Here is a 19533-nt window from a genome sequence, read left to right on the forward strand (position 1 = left end):
CACAAGGCACAGTGGGTATGGCTTCATGATAACTTACTAACGTCGTGGCTTAGTATTTTCTCCATCCCAGACCGCCCCGCGCATGAATATCCTCTTCGTCCACCAAAATTTTCCTGGCCAGTTCAAGAGCCTGGCACCTGCTCTCGAGGCGCGTGGTCATCGCGTCGTCGCCCTTGGTCAAAATCCAGATGCGGATATTTCAGGCGGTATTGAACTGCATACCTATGGCTTGGAACGTGGACAAAGCCCGAATATTCATCCGCTGGCTATGGAGTTTGAGGTCAAGGTGATCCGTGCTGAGGCTGCCGCGCGTCAAGCCCAGGCCTTGGCCAGAACTGGCTTCCAGCCAGACGTCATTATCGCGCATCCAGGCTGGGGTGAGGCGCTGTATCTTAAAGACGTGTTTCCGCGTGCGCGCTTGATCGCCTACGCCGAGTTCTACTATCGTGCCACCGGCCAAGATTGGGGCTTCGACCCCGAGTTTCCGCGCCCAGACTTTGACGCCAGGATCAGTCTACACACCAAGAATGCCAATCTCTGCCTAGCCTTTGAGTCGGCAGATCAGTGTATCGCGCCAACCCACTGGCAGGCCTCGACGCATCCTGACTGGGTTCGTGCCAAGCTTCAGGTGATCCACGATGGGATCGATACCGATGCCATTCAGCCAAACCCCAAGGCGAGCATGTCGATTCCGAGCCGCAAGCTCCAGCTAGGGGCTGGTGCCGAACTACTGACCTTTGTGTCACGTAATCTCGAACCAGTGCGTGGCTATCATCGGTTCATCCGTGCGCTACCCGAGATTCTGCGTCGTCGCCCGAGGGCCTTGGCGGTCATCGTTGGTGGAGGCGGTTATGCCTATGGGGCGCGGCCAGGGCAGGGCAGCTATCGGCAACGGTTCCTCGAGGAAGTACAGGACCAGCTCGACCCGGCGCGCGTGATCATGATCGACCGTTTACCTCATAAGGCGCTGATTACGCTGTTTCAGATCTCGCGCTGCCACGTCTACCTCACCTATCCATTCGTGCTCTCTTGGTCGATGCTCGAGGCAATGAGCGCGGGTACCCTAGTCGTGGGCTCGCGAACCCCTCCAGTGGAGGAGGTGATTAGCGACGGCGAGAACGGTTACTTAGCAGACTTCTTCGATACCGGCGAGCTTGCTGACAAAGTCTGTGATGCTCTCGCCAGCCCGCATCAGCAAGCATCGCTTGGCCAATCCGCAAGACGAACGATTTCCGATCGCTACGACCTTCGGCGCTGTTCTCTGCCTGCTCTGCTTCGCTTGATCGAGCAAGTGTGATGGCAGTCGCAGCGGCGTCTCCAATTGGTGCGATCGTTGCGCTCCATGGCGACCTGTTGTTCGGCTGGGCCTATGATCCAGCGCAGCCCGATGAACGGTTAGTGGTCGAAGTGCTGGTCGATGGACAATACGTTGCCATTGCGCGCGCTGATCAGTGGCAGTTGCCTGGTCAGTGTGATGGGGATGGCTTCCATGGCTTTTGCGTGCAGCTGAAGCCAAGTTGGCTTAATGAAGGCAAGGTTGTAAGCGCGCGTCTGGCGAATGGCGGTCCGGAACTCGAGTCCGCCCTGTGCTTGACTGATCCAAGCGCATCGAAGACGGCGCCGCCCATCGCCGAGGTGCGGTTCGATGGTGGCCTGAAGGTGCTGGGTTGGGTCTGGGATCCGCTAGATCCGCAACGGCATGTCACCGTGCGTGCTTATGAGCACGAGCGCTGCATTGCTGAGAGTCGGGCTGATCTGCTGCATCCCGCCTTGATCGATCGGGAGACTGCGGATCATGGCTTCATGCTGGATTTGCCTTGGTCATTGGCTGATGGGAAGGCGCATCGCATCCTGCTGCAAACCGATCAAGGACAACTGTTACCCGGGGGGGCGGTGACGGTGTGCCATTGGCCTGATGGATTGACAGGGCTGCTGCGTCAGCAGTGTCTGGAAGCGGCTGAAGTCGATCCTGAGGTGCGAGAACTCATTCTAACGCTCAGTCAGCATCAGGATCGGCGTGCCCCGCGCGCGCTTGGCTTTGCTCACTATGCGCCCTGGCACGCGTTATACGAGCGTCCTGATCCGTTACCGAGCTTGCAATCGCCTGTCGCCGTCGGCGTCCTGCTCTATGGAGATGGGGATGGTGCAGCGGCGGCGCGGAGCCGCGAGAGCGTGGAGCGTCAACGCTGGCCAGCGCGGATGATCGAACAGGTTGCTGGTGATGCCGTGTTGCCAGGCATCGGACAGCTGCTTGGCCATGGGTGCGAGGCGGTATTGCCGCTGCGGATCGGAGATCAACTCGCTGAGCATGCAATCGATACGCTAGTGTGCTGTCTCCGAACGCCGCTTGGGGCGGAGACGCAGGCATGGGTCTATGCCGATAGCGATCGTGATGACGGACACGGCGGTGCCTGCGATCCTTGGCTCAAGCCGGCGTGGGATTTCAGGCTTTTCTTAGGGGTCGATTTGGTCAGCACGGGCCTGCTGTTGACGGCAGAGGTATTGCGCGCCGCGATCCGGTGCCTACAGACCAATCCGCCTCCGCTGGAGGCGGCCAGCTCGCAGTGGCATCTGACGCTAGCCGCCGTGGTGGCAGTCACCGAGACCGATAACTTATCTGTTGTGCATTTGCCGCGTTTGCTCTACCGGCGCGCTGCCGATAATGCACGCAGCCTGGTGGACGGTCTCGACGCGGCCGATCAAAGCGCTCGCCGCGCCGCGCTGCAATGGTTGGTGAAACATCTGGAACCGGGCGCACGAGTCGAGCCCTGCCCGGTTCATCCAGCTTTGACGCAGGTCGTTTGGCCATTGCCCGAGCAGTTGCCAACCGTCAGTTGCATCATCCCAACGCGCGACCGCGTCGATCTTCTGCGCCCTTGCGTCGAGGGTTTGCTGCGACAGACGGACTATCCGAGCCTCGAGATCATCGTCATTGACAACGGCTCCAGTTGTCCGGAAACGCTTGAATACCTGGCTGGTTTGCCTGCGCTCGGTGTCCGGGTGCTGCCCTATCCGCATCCGTTCAATTACGCTGCGATGAACAACCTTGCCGTCGACCGTGCCGCAGGCGAGTTGGTCTGCCTGCTCAACAACGACATCTTGATTCGCGAGGCCGTCTGGCTCAAGGCCATGGTGCGCGAGTTGTTGCGCCCAAACGTCGGTGCAGTTGGTGCTAAGTTGCTGTGGCCGAATAGCATGGTACAACATGCGGGAGTGGTCGTCGGGATTCATGGTCTTGCTGCGCATGTGGGCAATCATTGGCAGATCCATGATCTTGGCTATCTGGGCTTCAACCAGGTCGCGCGCTACTACAGCGCGTTGACGGCTGCTTGCTTATTGCTTCGTCGCAGCCTCTACCAACAGCTCGACGGTTTGGATGCAGCAAATTTTCCAGTCAATTTCAACGATGTCGATCTGTGCCTGCGTATTCGAGAGCGCGGATTCAAGCTAGTGTGGACGCCGCATGCGCGTCTCGAGCACCTGGAGTCGGCCAGTCGCGGTCACGATGATGAGCCGGCTCAAGCAGCGCGCTCCCGCCGCGAAGAGCATCGTTTTCGTGCGCGCTGGTGTTTGCGGCGAGCTGTCGATCCTGCTTACCATCCCGGCTTAGCCCATGATTGGGGTAGTGGCCCGTTTGGTGCATTACATGCAAATCCGATGTCGAAATGCGCACGCGGGCAGGACTAGCAGATCATATCCGTAGGTTTGGCTTCAGGCTACTTCACGCAGTTACAGTTTTCCAGTATCATGAAGAGCAGTCCGGCTTTATTGTTTTTTTTTTGCAACAGAATTATTTTTACCACAAGAGGTTCTCTGCTTCGTGTCTCAGGAACAACCCTCGAATAAAATCACTATCAAAGTTGACACCCAGATTGTCATGCTGAAGCAAGGGCTCTACCTATTCCGCTGTGCCAGTGATTATCCGGAAGGGCAACAGGTCCCGACCACCTTGCAGGCAGCACCCGTTGCAACCGGTCAAGTTGACTTTTTTCCAGGAGTTGGCGTATCGCGCAACACTTTACGCGCGCTTGGGGACTGTGTCGTAGTGCGGGTATCGCGTGGTGACGGTGCCGTGATGCTGGCAAAGTACCTTGTGCCCGGACACAGTGCGGCCAATGACGTCCAGATTCAGATCGACCAGGTCGATGCGACCGGACGTTTCGTCCGCGACAGTGAGACGAAACGAGATCCGAGCGCCGGCGGTATGTCATCGAGCCCAAGCTCGCAACTAGAGACCATCGATCTACAGGGCCATGTAGAGCGCCAAGGTGACGTCAGCGCTGTCAACGGCTGGCTTGGGAATCCACAAAAGTCAGCTCGACTTGAGGGTTTCTCGGTACATTGGTATAATCGGCCCGAAGGTGTTGATTTGGCTTATCAATGTCATGTCGAAGGACTCGGCGATTCACCGCTTATCAAGAGTGGTGGTTTCGTGGGCACGCGCCAGCGCGGCGCCGGTATCACTCAAATTCTATTTTCGCTGGTTGGTCAACGCGCAGGCGACTACGAAATACAAGGCCAGGTCTGTTTCACAAGGGGCGGTTCGCAACAGATCGTGGCTGGCGAACGTTTTTCCGGGCCGACAGGCAGAGAACATTTGTCAGCACTTCGTTTATCGATAGCGCGGCGGCAACGAGGAGAGGCTACCGTTCCCCGTTCCCCCTCTCCGTGGGACGATCCATCCGTGACCCAGATCTTTCGTTCTGGTTATTGATGGCTCTGACGAAGTAGAAGAAAACACCCCCCTTTTTTTTCAATCTCATCTCACGGAGATAATGCATGGCGATACAATATGACGCCCCAACCCTAAAAGGTGATTTCGAGCAAGGAGTGCTCGCTAATCCCTCGATCGCTCCTGAAACGACGGCTGCGATCAACCAACTACTCAATATCAGCCCGGAGACAGCTGGTGAGCCGATCAACGTCGCTGGTGGTCGATTCAATCCTGATACTGGCAGCTTTGACTTCGTAGCTCCGGAAGGGGCCGATGCCGTCGATGCCCTCATCATTGATGCCAGGGATGTGCCACCAGGGACGCAGATCGTCTTCCCGGAAGGCTTGACAGAAGTACCTGTTGTTGTCTTCGATTCCGACGAAGGGCTGACCGTTACCTTCAACACGATTGATCGCGTCGTACAGATGGGCAATGGCGACGATAACGTCACCGTTACCGGCGACCGAAATACCACCCTCGAAGGCAGCGACGGTAACGATACGCTCACTACATCTGCTGGCAACGATAGTGTTGCGGGCGGTATTGGCAACGACAGCATCAGCAGTGGTGCGGGTAACGACTTCGTGCGCGCTGGTACAGGCAACGATACGGTCGTCTACTCCTCGGGCGCTGACACCATCGACGGTGGAACGGGCTTTGATAACCTCGAGATGGGCTTCGCTTACGACAGCAGCGTGATCGGCGTTGTTGATGGTGATGTGATCATCTCGGATGGCGGCGCTAACTCGGCACAGCTGAGCAACATCCAGTTCGTGACGTTCAATGGTGGCCACACCATGACCATCATGGACGACTTCGATCAGGCTGCTGCAATGCGTCTTTACCAGACTATCCTAGGTCGAGCAGCGGATCAGCCAGGGGCGGAGTTCTACATGAACGAAGCGGTGACGGTGACTGATCCTGCCGACTTCATCGCCGCAGGTATGCTCGGCTCCGACGAGTTCACGGCCAAGTTTGGTCCGATCGACGCTCTGAGCAACGCGCAGTTCGTCGAGTTGATGTACAACCAGGGGCTGGGTCGTGCCTCGGATCAGGCCGGCTTCGAGTTCTACATGTCCGAACTGGAGGCAGGCGAGACCCGCAACCAGGTGGCTGCGGAGATCAATGCCAGCTCAGAATCGGTCCAGGTCAACAGCGACACTGTCTTGCTGTTGGACGAGAGCGACTGGGTCTAAGCGAGAAAAAACAGCCCGGCGGCAGACGCTGGGCTGTTGCTTCATTCACTTTGAGCGCCGGCCTAATAGCCGGCGTTTTTCTGTGTCTCAAACACACCAATCTCTTATTGCCCCATCATTGATCTCGCGCTTGCATAATGTTCGGCAACGCGATGCGCTGGATGATCTCGAGCCGCTGTTGCAGCTCGCCCAGATGCACCCCAGCACGGCTGTCTTAGCCCTGATCAAGCGCGCCCATGCCGCACTCGCTGAGTGTCAGATCCAGGCCGCATTCCTCTTTTTCTTCTGCGCTTATCTTCAGCATCCCAATCGGGACCCCCGTTTGTTGCGTTGGATGGCCCGCGCCGCCCGACTGCGCCACCAAGATCAAGTTGCTGTTCAGCTTGAGCGGTTGGCAGGACAGGCTAATCCGTTGCCGTCCGCTGTCCTAATGCCCGAGAGGTCGCTAGTGCATCAGCGACAAGAGCAATTGGCTAATGTGATGCCTTTGCCGTTGCTGCAGACAACGACAGCTGATCCATATATGCAGCCCGTGGAGGTGATCATCCCAGTCTATTCAGGTCGCCGAGAAACGCTCGATTGCATACAGAGCGTTCTTGCTGCGCGCGCAGCGAACTGCGCTGCACATGAGATCCTCGTATTGGATGATGCATCGCCTGATCGGGTGCTGATTGCGGAAATAGAAACCCTTGCGAATAAGCACTCATCACTGAGGGTTGTTCATCACCCAGTCAATCTTGGTTTTATCCGTGGTGTCAACCGCGCCATGGGGCAAACACCGGGGCGCGATGTCGTCTGGTTGAATGCCGATACCCGAGTCTTAGGCAATTGGCTCGATCGGCTCCGCGCATGGGCCTATAGCGCCCCTAAGGTTGCGAGCGTGACACCGTTCAGTAACCATGGCGAGCTGATGACCTTTCCCAACCCTCGCTATCGCTATCCAATGCCGAGTCCAGAGCAGCATCAGCAGTTAGATCGTCGTGCTCGTCGAGCAAATAGATCGGTAACCGCTGTATCGCTTCCGGCTGGTTGTGGCTTTTGCCTTTATATCCGACGCCAGGCGATTGTTGATGTCGGCTATCTTGATGAAGAATGCCTGGCTGGCGGCTATGCCGAGGATACTGATTGGAGTTTACGTGCGCGAGAGCGGGGTTGGGTACATCTGGGGGCCCCGGATCTATTCGTCGCGCATCAGGGTAGCGTATCCTTCGGGCACGAAAAGGCTTGGCGGGTAGCCCGCAATAACGCGGTCATCCGTCAGCGATTTCCAGGTGCTGAACGTCATTTCGACGGCTTTGTTGCTCGCGATCCACTGGCGCCTGCTCGCTACAGGCTGCAGCGCGTTCGCTTTAGCGAATTAATCCGGTGGGTTCGACAAAGTATGGGGCCAGAGCCACCATTAGGCTTTCCCCATCCTCACCCACGGCATCTGCACGTGCTTGGCGCGCGTGGGCTCGCAGATCCCCGTTCGGCATTCGTTTCGCCCTTACCCGGCTCGCCAACGACACCGCGGATTGCGCCACCCAGCCTGTTATCGATCCAGGTTCGCAATCGGGGCCTTGGCCCTGAGGTAGTGCTCTATGGTGCGCTGCCTGGGCTGCCGATTGAATGCATCTATCGGGCCGATACCGAACTCGAGCGTTTACTCCACGATCTAAGGCGACTGCCGCTCGTTGGGCTTGTAGAACATGATCCAGAGCAGCAACCGGAGGTTCTTACCCGTATTTTAGGGCGCTTGCGCTTGAGTGTCTCTGCAATCCAGTATCCCGTCGCCGCAACTGATGCGCCCTGTCCGCCACATGTCTGCTCCCCGCCAGAAACCGCCTATCTGATCGCTGATCGGATCTGCACCGCTGACGTGCGGCGGGCCTGGGTCAGCGTTGCTCGGGACTGGGCCCGGCAGCCTTCGACGCCCTGGCTGCTAGTGCTTGACGATGATGACTGGCTATCTGAACTTGTGGCGACTGGTCGGGTATTGCGTATCCAAGAACTCCCAGGAATTAGCCTAGACACTTTGGTCGGATTTATCGGCTGCGCTGCCGCTTTGACCGTCGCACCCATTAATGCTGCCACACCCATGGCGCGTGCCCTTGCCAACCGGCTACACTTGCCCCTGCATTCCGTCGTCTCAGACCGCTACAAAGCGTTGAGCCTTGCGCCGCCAAGGGTTGCCGTTATGGCCCAGTCTGCACGCTGGAGCCAGCAATCCCAGGAGAATCTGCATTCGATGAAGGATGAAACCCGACCTGTTGCGATCCAAGCGCCCCTTGAGATAGAGCCGGGGGCGACCGACATAAAATCAGAAACAAAATCAACGAAAAGGCTACTCAATATCGGCTGCGGCACCACTGCTGCGGATCGCCTACCACCAGTATTCCAAAATGGCTCTTGGCGCGAGATTCGGCTCGACATCGATCCTGCCGTCAATCCCGATATCATCTCCAGCTCATGCGATCTCAGCGCCCTGGATGCCGCTAGCATCGCCGCAGTTTGGACTTCGCACACACTCGAACATCTGGAGCCTCACGATGTTCCAGTCGCCTTGAGCGAGATGCATCGTGTGCTCACTCCCGATGGATTCGCGCTTATCACCTTACCCGATATCGAAGCGGTTGCCCGACTCGTTGCGGAAGGCAAGCTCACCGAGGTTGCTTACGAATCTCCAGTGGGTCCAATCACCGCGCTAGATATGCTCTACGGACACCGTGATTCGCTTGCGCGTGGCAATGGCTATATGGCGCACCGTACCGGCTTCGACAGCCGCCATCTTGGCGAGTCTCTGCTCGCGGCGGGCTTTGAAGAGGTCCGTATCCGCAAGGGCCGTTGTTTCGACCTCTGGGCCTACGCCTTTAAACAGAAGCTCGACTCTGAACCGCCCTGGTTGGCTTTTCCGCTTGGCGAGACGGCAAGTGCCACCTGACCTAGACCCAAGTTAAGCCTGATTCTGCTGCTCTCTAGATTCGCACTATGAAGACACTCTGTATTACCGGGCCAAACCATCCGAGTCTCGAAGCTCTAGGCGTTCTGTTGCAGGAGGCTGGAATGGCACAGCCGCAACCGAGCACGCGGGCGCAAGTGCCTGATCTCAAAGCCTGGCATCAGCGAGTTTTAGCAGATCATCCTATTGCAAACGCTGACGAGAGCATTAGCGATCTATATCCTAGTAAGCTCTGGCAGCTTGTCGCGACCGACCTTCTATTGGCCAACATCGATAGTCCTCTATGGGGTTGGTCGAATGCCGATAGCCTGTGGTTATTGGATTTTTGGCTAGAACTTGAGCCCGAGTTATACGTCATTCTGACGACTGTCTCGCCCCAGCGTTGGCTCGCAGAAACCTTGGGTGATCCACAGGCACTGCCGCCACAGCAGGCCCTCGCCAATTGGCATCGAGTACACCAGCAGATCCTGCGCCAACATCTCCGAAATCCCCGACGCACTGTCCTAGTCGACGCGCAGCAAGTACTGTCAGTGCCGGAAGCTCTAACCGAATACTGCGAAAAACACTGGGGGCCGGGTCTAGATGCCAGAAATTTGAAGCCCGTAACTGCCGATGCTCCGGATGCTTTGCGTTACTTCTTCGCCGGCCATTTGTGTGCGCAGTCAGCGGACGTCCTGAGCCTCCAGCGCGAGCTTGAATCGTCCTATAGCCTGCTCGCCGACTCCGAAGCTGATGTCTTATCTGCTCAAGGACCGGTTGAGGCTCTTCGAGGAAGCGCCTTCTCCGGTGATGCGTTGAGCGCAGCTTTGGTTGCATTAAATACACAGCAAGTTGAGGGCAAAAATTTAGCCAAAGAGAATGAGAAACTGCAAAAAGACTTGCTGCAGAGTCAACAAGCGCTAGATACTTTGCAATCCCAGTTCACGCAGGCTAGCAAAGAGAAATCAGACCTGCTGGAGCAACTCGCAGCTATGCGCGAAGCGAACCAAGCTGAGGTTAAAAAACTCCTTAGTGGGCACGAACAACAAGCGAAAAAGATTAACGAGGTTAGCAGTCAGCTGATCTCAATGAAAAGAGAAATTGCGCAACGTGATGCGCAGCTGAAAGAAGCTGAAGATAAGTCTGCAGAAATGGCTCAGTTGAAGCCTCAGCTTATTGAAGCTAGGGAAGAAAATGAACTGCTGCTGCAGCAATTGCATCAGGTGCAGGAAGAACTCGAAGCTCACTTCTTAAAAAATCGCGATCTTGAGCAGGAGCGTACAAAGCTCAGTCAAGAACGGAGCCAGCTTGCTAATCAGGTCAAAGAGCGTGAGGCTCAGGCGGCAAAATTAAAAGCAGAGCGCGATCGGAACGCAGCAGGGTTGAAAGAGAGTTTGGCAAAGATTGCTCAGCTTGAAAACTTGCGGCCACAATTGGAGCAGGTGCAGAAGAAACTCGAACAGGCCTTTCTTAAGGGGCAAGAAAGCGAAGCAAAGCTGCTTCAGGCGAGCAAGACGCTCGCGGAACGTGATCAGCAACTCAAAGATGCTGAAACTAAAGAGACTGAGCTGAATGCACTAAAGCCACAGCTTATTGATGTTCAGGAAGAGAACGAACTCTTGCTACAGCAATTGCATCAGGTGCAAGAAGAACTCGAAAGCATTTTCTTGAAAAGTCGCGATCATGAGCAACAGAGTGCAACGCTGAGCCAGGCACAGGCCCAACTCGCCGAGCAGGTCAAGCAGCGTGAAAGCCAAGTGACAAAGCTGAGCCAGGAACGGGACCAACTTGCTAAGCAGGTCAAGGAACGGGATGAGCAGTTAAAATCTCAACAAAAAAAGATTTCTGCGCTTGAGCCTTTAAGTTTGAGGCTACAATCGGCGCAGGACGAAAATAAGTTACTCTTCGACCATCTCCACGAAGTCCAGCAAAAACTCGAACAACAACTTGAGTCGTCGCAACTTGTCAATAAACGCTGGGAACAGCTAATCCTGTCACAGCCTGATGTTTTTCTTGCCTCTGAACTGACAGTAGAAGCCAAACCCCTCAGCTTCGCGCAGCAGGCAATCCACTGGAGCTTTTCTAAAGTCACTACTGCGAACCGTGACATTGATCAGCTTCGAGTCGCTAGTTTCTTTAACAATGAAGGGCCGGGGCTCGCTATCCTGCGTGACCCAGAGACTTCGCCCTTGCTAAACTGGCCAAAATTGGCCGAAGAAGCTGCATATTGTATTATTATATCGCCGGATCACTCACTTAATAGTGAGGAATCGGAAGCGACTTTGCTTGACCTTTCTACCTCGGATTGGTTGATGCTGAAAGGAGTGTTGAGAGCAATGCTGGCCAAACGCCCCGTCGCCATGCGGTCTCTTGACGCTCAACCCGAACTTGTTGATCGCTTGGAGTCTGATCTTGTCGCTCTTGCCCGGACGCTTGAGGAACAGCCGTCGGTACTGCGCTTCGACTGTGTAGAACTGGTAAGCGATTATGTCGAGCGAGAATACGAGCATCTGTGGCTACGTTTGGATAACCTCTCATTTGCCGAGCGGCAGTGGCCGAGCTTTGAGTTTAGATTTGCCTGTGCGGGCGATCTCGCCCATCAATTTGGCGTGCACCCTCGGCTTGAGTTTCCCGCCGAGACCGGGCAGGCGCCGTTTGAAAAATGGTTTGTGGAAAGCCAAAACAGGTTTGGTGACAAGCTAGAATTGCGCTACGGCCCACCCGATAAGATGGACATCGGTATCTGGCGCAAGCTTTCGCCGGCGGATCAGGAGTTCATAAGCTCACTTATTGGCTTGCTGCCACGCCTGCTGACTGCGATTGAAAGCAGTAACAGAACCAGTGCACGCCCGCTGGATGAATGGATTGAACTCGCAAGACAGGTCAATAAGACCCATGCCCATCTCCTTGGCTCGAGGCCTGCGCGTCAGACTCGTCTCCAGGCTAGCGATCAGCGACCAGAAAGCGGTTTTCTACCATCATTTAAAGCACAGCAGGAATCATCGGCCAACGAGCCCACAGGCATATCGATAAGCGATTGGTCTTCGACTGTTGGTGCTATTTGATTTCCCGCTCGTGCTAATTCGTTACGGCCGACTCTAGGATGGTCAGTCATCGGCCAGCGCCTGCTGATTGGAGTATCGTTGACTCCGAATGGTACTTGTCCCAGTACCCAGATGTTGCCGAGGCGGGGATCGATCCCCTAGTGCATTATCTGCACTATGGGCGGCACGAGGGTCGGCAACCGCGGCACAATCCCGCGGTTGTTCTTGAGCACTGGCTTTGGCGTGGACTGGCGCCGGTGATGGCGCCTCGTCTTTGGCGTCTGGTTTTAGCCCGTGATCAAATGCCGTTTGTGCGTCACCATGCCGCTTGGGCACTTGCACGCTGGTATGCACTAGAAGGCAATTGGGAAACCGTACGCACCTTGTTGCTGGAGCATGGTGGTATTGAAGTGGCGGTGCCAGGCCTACACGGCCCACTGTTGCTCGCCATCGATGCCGCATGCCGGACAGACAGCTGTGCTCAGGCCGGCCCATTGCTCGAACGACTGCAGGCTATGGCGAGCCAACACCCTGATCGCTATTTGGCACAGGCTAACTTGGCTGGTGCAATATCCCGCACCCTGCCAGACGCAGAGCAACGAGTACTGAAGAGCTTTAATGAACTCTGGTCGGGGGCGGGTCTATGTTCAATTCGCAAGCGCGAGGCATACGCCCCGCTCACCCTAGACAACCTCGCCGCGTCGCTCAAATCGCCAGATCAAACACCGCTCTCTGGCGGACTCCAGCAACGGCAGTCGGCCGAGGAGTTGAACTCGAACGTCTGGCCAGACTCACCACAGACTGCGCACGATCTTCAGCCACTCGTCTCGGTTATCGTCCCGGCCTTCAACGCCGAGGAGACCGTTGCGACCACATTGCGCTCGTTGTTCGAGCAATCTTGGCGAGCGCTTGAGATCATCATCGTCGATGATGCCAGCACTGATGCTACGGCGCAGGTTCTGCTGGCCGTCTGTGAGTGCGCACCCGCGCACCAAGTGATTCGGGTGTTGCGTCATGCGAACAATCGCGGCGCATATGCTGCGCGCAATACGGGACTCGAGTATGCCGGAGGGTCGCTGATCACGACCCAAGACGCTGATGATTGGGCGCATCCGCAGCGCATCGAGCAGCAAGTCCGTAGCTTGCTTGCGCAGCCAGCAGTGGTGGCAAGTGTCTGCTATGGCGTGCGTCTCACCTCAGAACTGCATGTTAGCAACTGGTCGGTGACAGAGCATTGGACGGAAGTCAACCTCTCCTCGCTGATGGTTCGTCGATCTGCCTTGTCCGCTCTTGGGTATTGGGATGAGGTCAGAGTCGGTGCTGACTCTGAACTCTACGAGCGCCTTCGCGTCCGGTTTGGTCCCCGGGCCCTCATCGAGACTCAGGTCCAGATCCCGCTTGGGTTTTCTCGCCTCAGCAAAGACTCGCTGACGCAAGGCCGGGGTGAGACGCATCTTTGCTCCCATTTCGTTGGTGCGCGCAAAGACTATCAAGACCTCTTTAGACGCTGGCATCAACGTCAGAAAACGCACGCCAACCTTCACCTCATGCGGCCACCAGCTCGCCGTGCATTCCCCATTCCCAACGCGCTGCGCACTGGTCAGCAGCAGGCGCAGATCGTCGATCCGCTCGATGCTATCCAGGTCTCGGGCTGGTTTGATCCTATCTGGTACCCGCAGAACCATCTCGACCTCCAGGGGCGGACTCTTGATCCCTTGGAACACTTCTGGGAGCAGGGGCTCGCTGAAGGCCGAGATCCTAGTCCGCACTTCAGCACTAGCGGCTATCTGACCGCCTACCCGGCGGTACGGAAATCAGGACAGCATCCCCTTCTGCACTATCTAAGGCTCGGTCGCCACAAGGGTTATCAGCGCTGGCCGGTCTTTCCTGGCGAACGCCGAAAAAACTCAGATTGGCCAACGCTGTTGTTTTGTGGCCACCAGGCCAACAGGCGCGTATTCGGCGCTGAGCGCGCTTTGGCCGACCTTCTGGCAAGTCTCGTTGATTGCCCGGTCAACCTCGTCGTCGTCCTGCCACGTACGCTCAATCAGTCCTACCTCGAGACGTTGCGCAGATACGCAATCGCAGTTGCGGTATTCCCATATGGTTGGTGGCAGCAAGGGCGGCCGCTGTGCAGCCCGACTCTGCGCAACTTTCGAGCGCTCATCGATTACTTTCAGGTTGATCGTGTGCACGTGAACACCGTCGTACTCGCTGAACCCCTGCAAGCGGCTCGCGATGCTGGCATTCCGGTCTGGCTGCATCTGCACGAACTACCGACGCATGATACCGAACTCTGCGACACGCTTGGCGCCACACCGGTCCAGTTGGGCAATCGAGTGCTGGATATGGTCGATCGGGTTCTCGCCAATTCTCGGGCGACTGCGACATGGCTTTGCGAACTGCGTGATGCCCAAATGCCGCCAGAATTAGCGCATAGCCCACCAATTGAGGTCTTCCGGAACCCCATTGATCTCGCGCCGTTTCTCGCCTTACCGCTGCCACCACTCGAAACCGACATCTGTCGAATTGGCATGATTAGCAGCAATCAGCCAAAAAAAGGGTTGGCTGATTTCGAACGCTTGGCTGAGCGTCTCGGTGATTTTGATCCGAGCTTGCAATGCATTCTCATCGGTCCGCCGACTGACGCCTTAAGCCGGGTACTACAGCGGCAATCGTTGCAACCGAATGGGGGAAACATTCACAGCATCGGCTACGTAGATGATCTTGCCAATGCCTTGCGTTCGCTGGATATCCTCGTCAACCTATCTCAGGTGCAGGAGTCCTTTGGTCGCACACTTATCGAGGCTATGGCCGCGGCGAGGCCAGTCGTTGTTTACGACTGGGGTGCCTTAAGTGAACATGTAGATCATGGCATCAACGGCTATCTTGCGCCCTATCGTGACGTTGATGCCGTTGCGCACTGTATCATGAAGCTAGCCGATGACCGTGCTCAGCTTATTGCAATGGGGATGCGAGGACGTGCGCAGGTTGAATTAAGTTATGGTCGGGCAGCTCAGCAACGCGCACTGCGGTGCTTGCTGAGCCCGGACAATCAACATCAGATTAGCGCATCCGCTAATCGATATCTGCGTGGATTTATATGACTATTAATTCGCAACTTGAGGCGGCTCGTGCGGCTTTCGATGCAGGTAATTACTCGGATGCTGTTTATCGATATGAGAAAATCATCGCTGAACGGCCTGATTTGGCAGATATTTATCAATTTAATCTGCGGTGTGCAAGAGCACGATCAGCTATAGCCAACGCTGAAGCAACGAGTCAGCATGAGGAGCCACATCGGTCTCATGCATCATCCGTAACTCTTAAGGATCTTTACCATCAAGTAGATATCGCAGCATATTCGCTACCCCGAGTTGAAGCCGCCAGTGTTCCGCTTGTCTCAGTGCTAATGACCGCTCACAATGTGGCGCCATATATTGAAGATGCGGTCATCTCAGTATTGCGCCAAAGCTGGCCGAGCCTAGAAGTGATTGTTGTTGATGATGCTAGTACAGACGCAACCTGGCATGTGCTTCAGCGATTGTGCGAACAAGAAATGCGGCTGAAGTGCGTCCGTCTCAACACGAATCTAGGAACCTATTTTGCTAAGAATCTTGCCCTAAGGGAGTCAAGTGGGAGGTACATTTTTTTTCAGGATGGGGACGATTTGAGCCACCCTGAGCGTATCAGCATGGGAATGTTGCATTTGCTACGTCCAGGAGTATTTGCAGTGCGGGGGGCTTACTCTCGTGTCTCTTTCCCCACTGAAGAGGTTCTTCCGGTAAATGGATTAATCAGTAAACTCGGTTTAATTACTATTGGTGTTCCTCGGAGTGTTTTCGATGATATTGGCTATTTCAACTGTACTATCAAGGCTTCAGATGAAGAGTGGTTTGAGCGACTCAGGTGCGCAGCTCTAAACAAGGGGCAAATAGTTGCCGAAACCTCAGCGCCCACCTATTACAATACTTTTCGGCCTGGCTCTTTATTTTTTGACATGATCGCGAATGACCCAGGTGTCGATGGGGTCATTGAGCAGCGCCTATCTCCCGAGCGTTCTGCTTACGCTGCGGCCTTTAAAGCAAAACATCAGGAACTTGGTGTCGAAAAATTTAAAGACTACTTCCGCTTTCCGGTCCTTCGTGACCTAATTCCAGTCCAATCTGGCATGAGTCGATTGCCAAATCCAAGTTGCCCGGTCGTTGTAAGTGTCTGCTCGGTGCCAGAACGAGAAAAGCTACTTTATCGGACATTGGAGAGCTTAACGGGCCAGGTTGATGAGATACATGTTTATCTGGATCGTTACCATGAAACGCCGGATTTCGTTCGTAACTGTCATCACAACGTACATGTTGTGTCTTCTGCTGAGCAGCCTGGACTTCGTGATAACGGTAAGTTTTTGCCTCTGAGTCGTTTAAGAGAATGCTATTTTTTCACTGTCGATGACGATATCATTTATCCTGCTGATTACATTGCTACTATGATTCAACGGATTGAGTTCTATGGCTGCAAAGCGGTTCTCGGAGTACATGGTGTTTTGCTTCCTGAGCAGGCTCGATTGTATTATTCAGGGTATAGACGTGTATTCTCATTTAAACGTGCTTTGGAACGTGATGCCTTGGTCAATAATCTTGGCACGGGTACGGTTGGTTGCCATATTTCCGCATTGATAGGGTTGGGGTTAGAGCATTTTTCTATTCCGGGGATGGCTGATCTGCATTTGTCGATTTTCTGCAAGCAGCACAGCATTCCAATGATTGCGTTAGCGCGTCATGCTAACTGGCTAATCGAGCAAGAAACGTCAAATATCAGTATATACCAAGAATTTTATAAAACTGATCAGGCACAATCCGTATTGGTAGCAGAGCATCGACCATGGGGTTACGCTGCAATCGACCAAGCTGTTCACGCATTACAGGCATCCGCTGAGCTTAAAGAGCGGTTCCAATCCTTGATGCCTGTTTTGCAGGCTAGTATGCGTTAACATTAAACGTCATGTGTTACTAACTTGAGAGTATCTTGATGTGCTTGGCTATCCATCTTCACGCCATTTTTGGCACGAAACGCCTATCGTTAAGCGTACGACTGTCTGTTCTTTCTTGTTTGCTTTTTTGGCAGTCGTTTGGTGCTGTAGGTTTACCGCTCCCGGATCAAGCACATCAGATACTCAGTTTGAGCTATGAAGATGGCAAAGAAAATCTACCCGGCCTTGGCGTTATGGCTAAGTCCCCATCGGCTGCTGATGCGATCAGTATCAACTGCGATGATGGTCGAAGAGGGGAATGCTCCTTGATCTCTTTGGTGGCTTCAGGCCAAGAGTATCGCTCTTTCGGGGCGTCGCGTGCCGAGTCTAATGCTATGGATAATTATCGTGCAAGATATCATCAGGGCGCGAGGTTTTTTTATCGCCTTAGTTTTAAACTGCCTGATGAATCGCTACTCAGGAAGCAAAATGCTAGCGATTATAAAGCAATAGAAATTATTTGGCAGGCGAAACGTTTCAATGGTCCACCAGATATTTTTCTTGGCATCAAAGCGAGCGCGTTAGTTCTTAGAGTTACTGATCGCTTGCAGCGTACACTGATTCCATCTCCTGTGCCTGTCGATCAATGGATTGATGTTGAGATTGCTGCGGCTTGGTCGACCGGGGAGGACGGTGAATTGTATGCGCAAGCGTCACTTGTGGGTGGTGCTTCTTGGCCCTTGGTTGAAGTTCATGGGCCCAACATGCGCGATGCAGAACCACTCTCGGGATATCTGAAATGGGGCTTATATCGTCCAGATGTTAGTGGTGCATTTCCTGCCGGCAGTATTAAACACGATCGAATTGAAATCTATCTATTGCCTGAAGGACTCGCTGAAATGGGAAGTGGGAATGCGGAGCGGTAGCCAGGATATCCTGGCGTGCAACCCCCGCCGCAGATCACATGGATAATACGACATGTGCCTGCCAATTAAGGAAGCCAGATAGCGCTTATGTGCCGATGACTTGTCTGTGTCAGGCTTCGGTACGACCTGGAACTTGCCGCTCAGGCGTGGTGGCGGCCTGGTAGAGGTCCAGAGGGTGACGGGCAGTCGTTTCATACTGAATCTGAGACCTACTTCAGGCTCGAGGTTGTGTGAACAGAGGTCCGCTGGACCCAGATACTGCTTGGGGTCGAGCGCAAATCCAGCTTTGGCGTTTGTTGCTGACCTTGTGCAAAACCTCCTAGGCAGCTTGATTGCCTCGGTGCAGGGGCGCGCTGCGCTGAGGCGCTGAGATCAGCGCCCCATGCTCATCTGCCGGCATCTGATGATAATGGTAAACTGCCGTCCTTGCTGACCGATGTTGCGGCGATGCGGTCTGCTATGAGAACTCTAACGAGCCACGACATCAATTCTTCGTCCGTGATGAAGCCCTATTTAGGCGGCTTTGATCGCGGTCATGCTAAGTGCCAGCCTGAGCATCATGCCATCGACCAATCATTCTACAGCTGCCGATTCAGGGCTTGACCTTCTGAGTCAACTCTATCCGCCGCAGACTCTGCTTCATGTCGGCATCGGCCATGGTGCCGGTCCCATGCACCGCTGGCGGGAGTGGCCCGAGCCCGAGGCTGTGGTTCTGATCGACGCGGATGCGGGGCGGACGCAGTGGGCGGCTCCCCTGGTCGCCGAACGGCCGCATTGGCACTTGCTTAACGATGTGGTACTCGATCAGGCGGACGGATCGGGTCAGTATTATCGAGCAAGCAACCCTGACGAAGACGGTTTGCTAGCCTCGAGTGCGTTGACAGCTCTTTGGCCAAACCTTCGCGAACTTGACCAGTGCGAGCGCCCGATGCAGCGCCTGGATGGGCTGCTCGGTGAGTTGTCGTTGAGTTCAGCGCAACAAGCCGCGCATGCGCTCTGGCTGCTGATCGATTGCCTGCCGGCTGGCCGGATTCTACGGGGTGCGGGCGACTTGCTTGCAAGAACGACTGTGGTCTGGGCGCGTGTGCTGCTACAGCCTCTCGTGGAGGATGCCGAGGATGCTCTGCTGAGTGCGATCCAAGCCCAGCTCGAGCCGCTTCATTTCCGCTGTGTTCAGATCACTGAGAGCCATCATCCCGCCGTCGGCTATGCGGTCTTCGTTCGCGACTGGTCGGGGCAGCTGCGAGATGAAGTGCGCCATCTTGAGGCGATTGAGGCCCAGGGCAGGGCTGCTGCCGTGCAGCAGACGGCGGCGCTGAATGAGCAACTTGAAGCCGCGAAAGCGGAGTCCGCGGAGCAGGCGAAGCTCGCGGCTGAGCATGGCCAACAACTGCAGCAAGCGACTCAGGCGCAACAGCAAGCGCAGGCCAAGGTCGAGGAACTGACCAAGACCCTGCAGCAGACGACGGAGGCCAGGCATCAAGCCGAGGCCAAGCGTGATGAGCTTGCCAAGGCAGTGGAGCAAGGTGCACAGGCCAAGAGTCAGGTCGAGGCTAAAGCCAACGATCTTGTCAAAGCGCTTGAGGCGGCCAAAGCAGAGTCGAAACAGCAGGCTGAATTAGCCGCGCAGCACAAAGCCGAGGCCGAGAAGCAAGCCCAGCAGGTGGCGCAGCATAAAGCCGAGGCCGAGAAACAGGCGAAGCTCGCAGCCGAGCGTGGCCAACAGCTGCAGCAAGCGACTCAGGCGCAACAGCAAGCGCAGGCCAAGGT

The 19533-nt window shown here is 55.4% G+C and carries 11 protein-coding genes; 10 read left to right on the top strand and 1 reads right to left on the bottom strand.

All coding sequences use genetic code 11. The features are described 5' to 3' along the window. Positions 1 to 82: 82 nt before the first annotated feature. The 9 genes from CCR96_RS04110 to CCR96_RS04150 all read left to right on the top strand — a co-directional run bounded on the left by CCR96_RS04110 (position 83) and on the right by CCR96_RS04150 (position 17763). Complete coding sequence (locus CCR96_RS04110; protein ID WP_201217686.1) at positions 83 to 1297, top strand: glycosyltransferase; 1215 nt, start codon at positions 83 to 85, stop codon at positions 1295 to 1297. Then, positions 1297 to 3687, top strand: coding sequence for a glycosyltransferase family 2 protein (locus CCR96_RS04115; protein WP_201217688.1), 2391 nt, complete (start codon positions 1297 to 1299; stop codon positions 3685 to 3687). The genes CCR96_RS04110 and CCR96_RS04115 overlap by 1 nt, the downstream gene beginning before the upstream one ends. A 133-nt stretch (positions 3688 to 3820) precedes the next feature. Then, positions 3821 to 4714, top strand: coding sequence for a hypothetical protein (locus CCR96_RS04120; RefSeq protein ID WP_201217690.1), 894 nt, complete (start codon positions 3821 to 3823; stop codon positions 4712 to 4714). 116 nt (positions 4715 to 4830) lie between these two features. Beyond that, positions 4831 to 5910, top strand: coding sequence for a DUF4214 domain-containing protein (locus CCR96_RS04125; RefSeq protein WP_201217693.1), 1080 nt, complete (start codon positions 4831 to 4833; stop codon positions 5908 to 5910). 523 nt (positions 5911 to 6433) lie between these two features. Then, positions 6434 to 8830 carry a glycosyltransferase gene (locus CCR96_RS04130; RefSeq protein ID WP_201217696.1) on the top strand — a complete coding sequence of 799 codons (2397 nt, stop codon included), beginning with the start codon at positions 6434 to 6436 and terminating at the stop codon, positions 8828 to 8830. A 122-nt stretch (positions 8831 to 8952) separates the two neighbouring features. Continuing rightward, entirely contained in the window at positions 8953 to 11892 is a 2940-nt protein-coding gene (locus CCR96_RS04135; protein WP_201217698.1) for a coiled-coil domain-containing protein, read from the top strand. Between the two features lie 239 nt (positions 11893 to 12131). Then, positions 12132 to 14978 carry a glycosyltransferase gene (locus tag CCR96_RS04140; protein ID WP_201217701.1) on the top strand — a complete coding sequence of 949 codons (2847 nt, stop codon included), beginning with the start codon at positions 12132 to 12134 and terminating at the stop codon, positions 14976 to 14978. Next, a complete protein-coding gene (locus CCR96_RS04145; protein WP_201217703.1) occupies positions 14975 to 16858 on the top strand; it encodes a glycosyltransferase family 2 protein in 1884 nt (627 codons plus the stop codon). Before CCR96_RS04140 ends, CCR96_RS04145 begins: the two co-directional genes overlap by 4 nt. Before the next feature lie 188 nt (positions 16859 to 17046). Continuing rightward, positions 17047 to 17763 carry a heparin lyase I family protein gene (locus CCR96_RS04150; RefSeq protein WP_201217712.1) on the top strand — a complete coding sequence of 239 codons (717 nt, stop codon included), beginning with the start codon at positions 17047 to 17049 and terminating at the stop codon, positions 17761 to 17763. A 592-nt stretch (positions 17764 to 18355) separates the two neighbouring features. On the opposite strand, the gene CCR96_RS04155 is transcribed toward CCR96_RS04150, so the two are convergent. After that, positions 18356 to 18538, bottom strand: coding sequence for a hypothetical protein (locus tag CCR96_RS04155; protein WP_201217714.1), 183 nt, complete (start codon positions 18536 to 18538; stop codon positions 18356 to 18358). Positions 18539 to 18691: 153 nt separating this feature from the next. On the opposite strand from CCR96_RS04155, the gene CCR96_RS04160 reads away from it, so the two are divergent. Next, a partial coding sequence (locus tag CCR96_RS04160; protein ID WP_476702830.1) for a hypothetical protein occupies positions 18692 to 19533 on the top strand: 842 nt, incomplete at its 3' end.

This window comes from Halochromatium roseum (assembly GCF_016653315.1).
GTDB classification, from domain to species: domain Bacteria; phylum Pseudomonadota; class Gammaproteobacteria; order Chromatiales; family Chromatiaceae; genus Lamprobacter; species Lamprobacter roseus.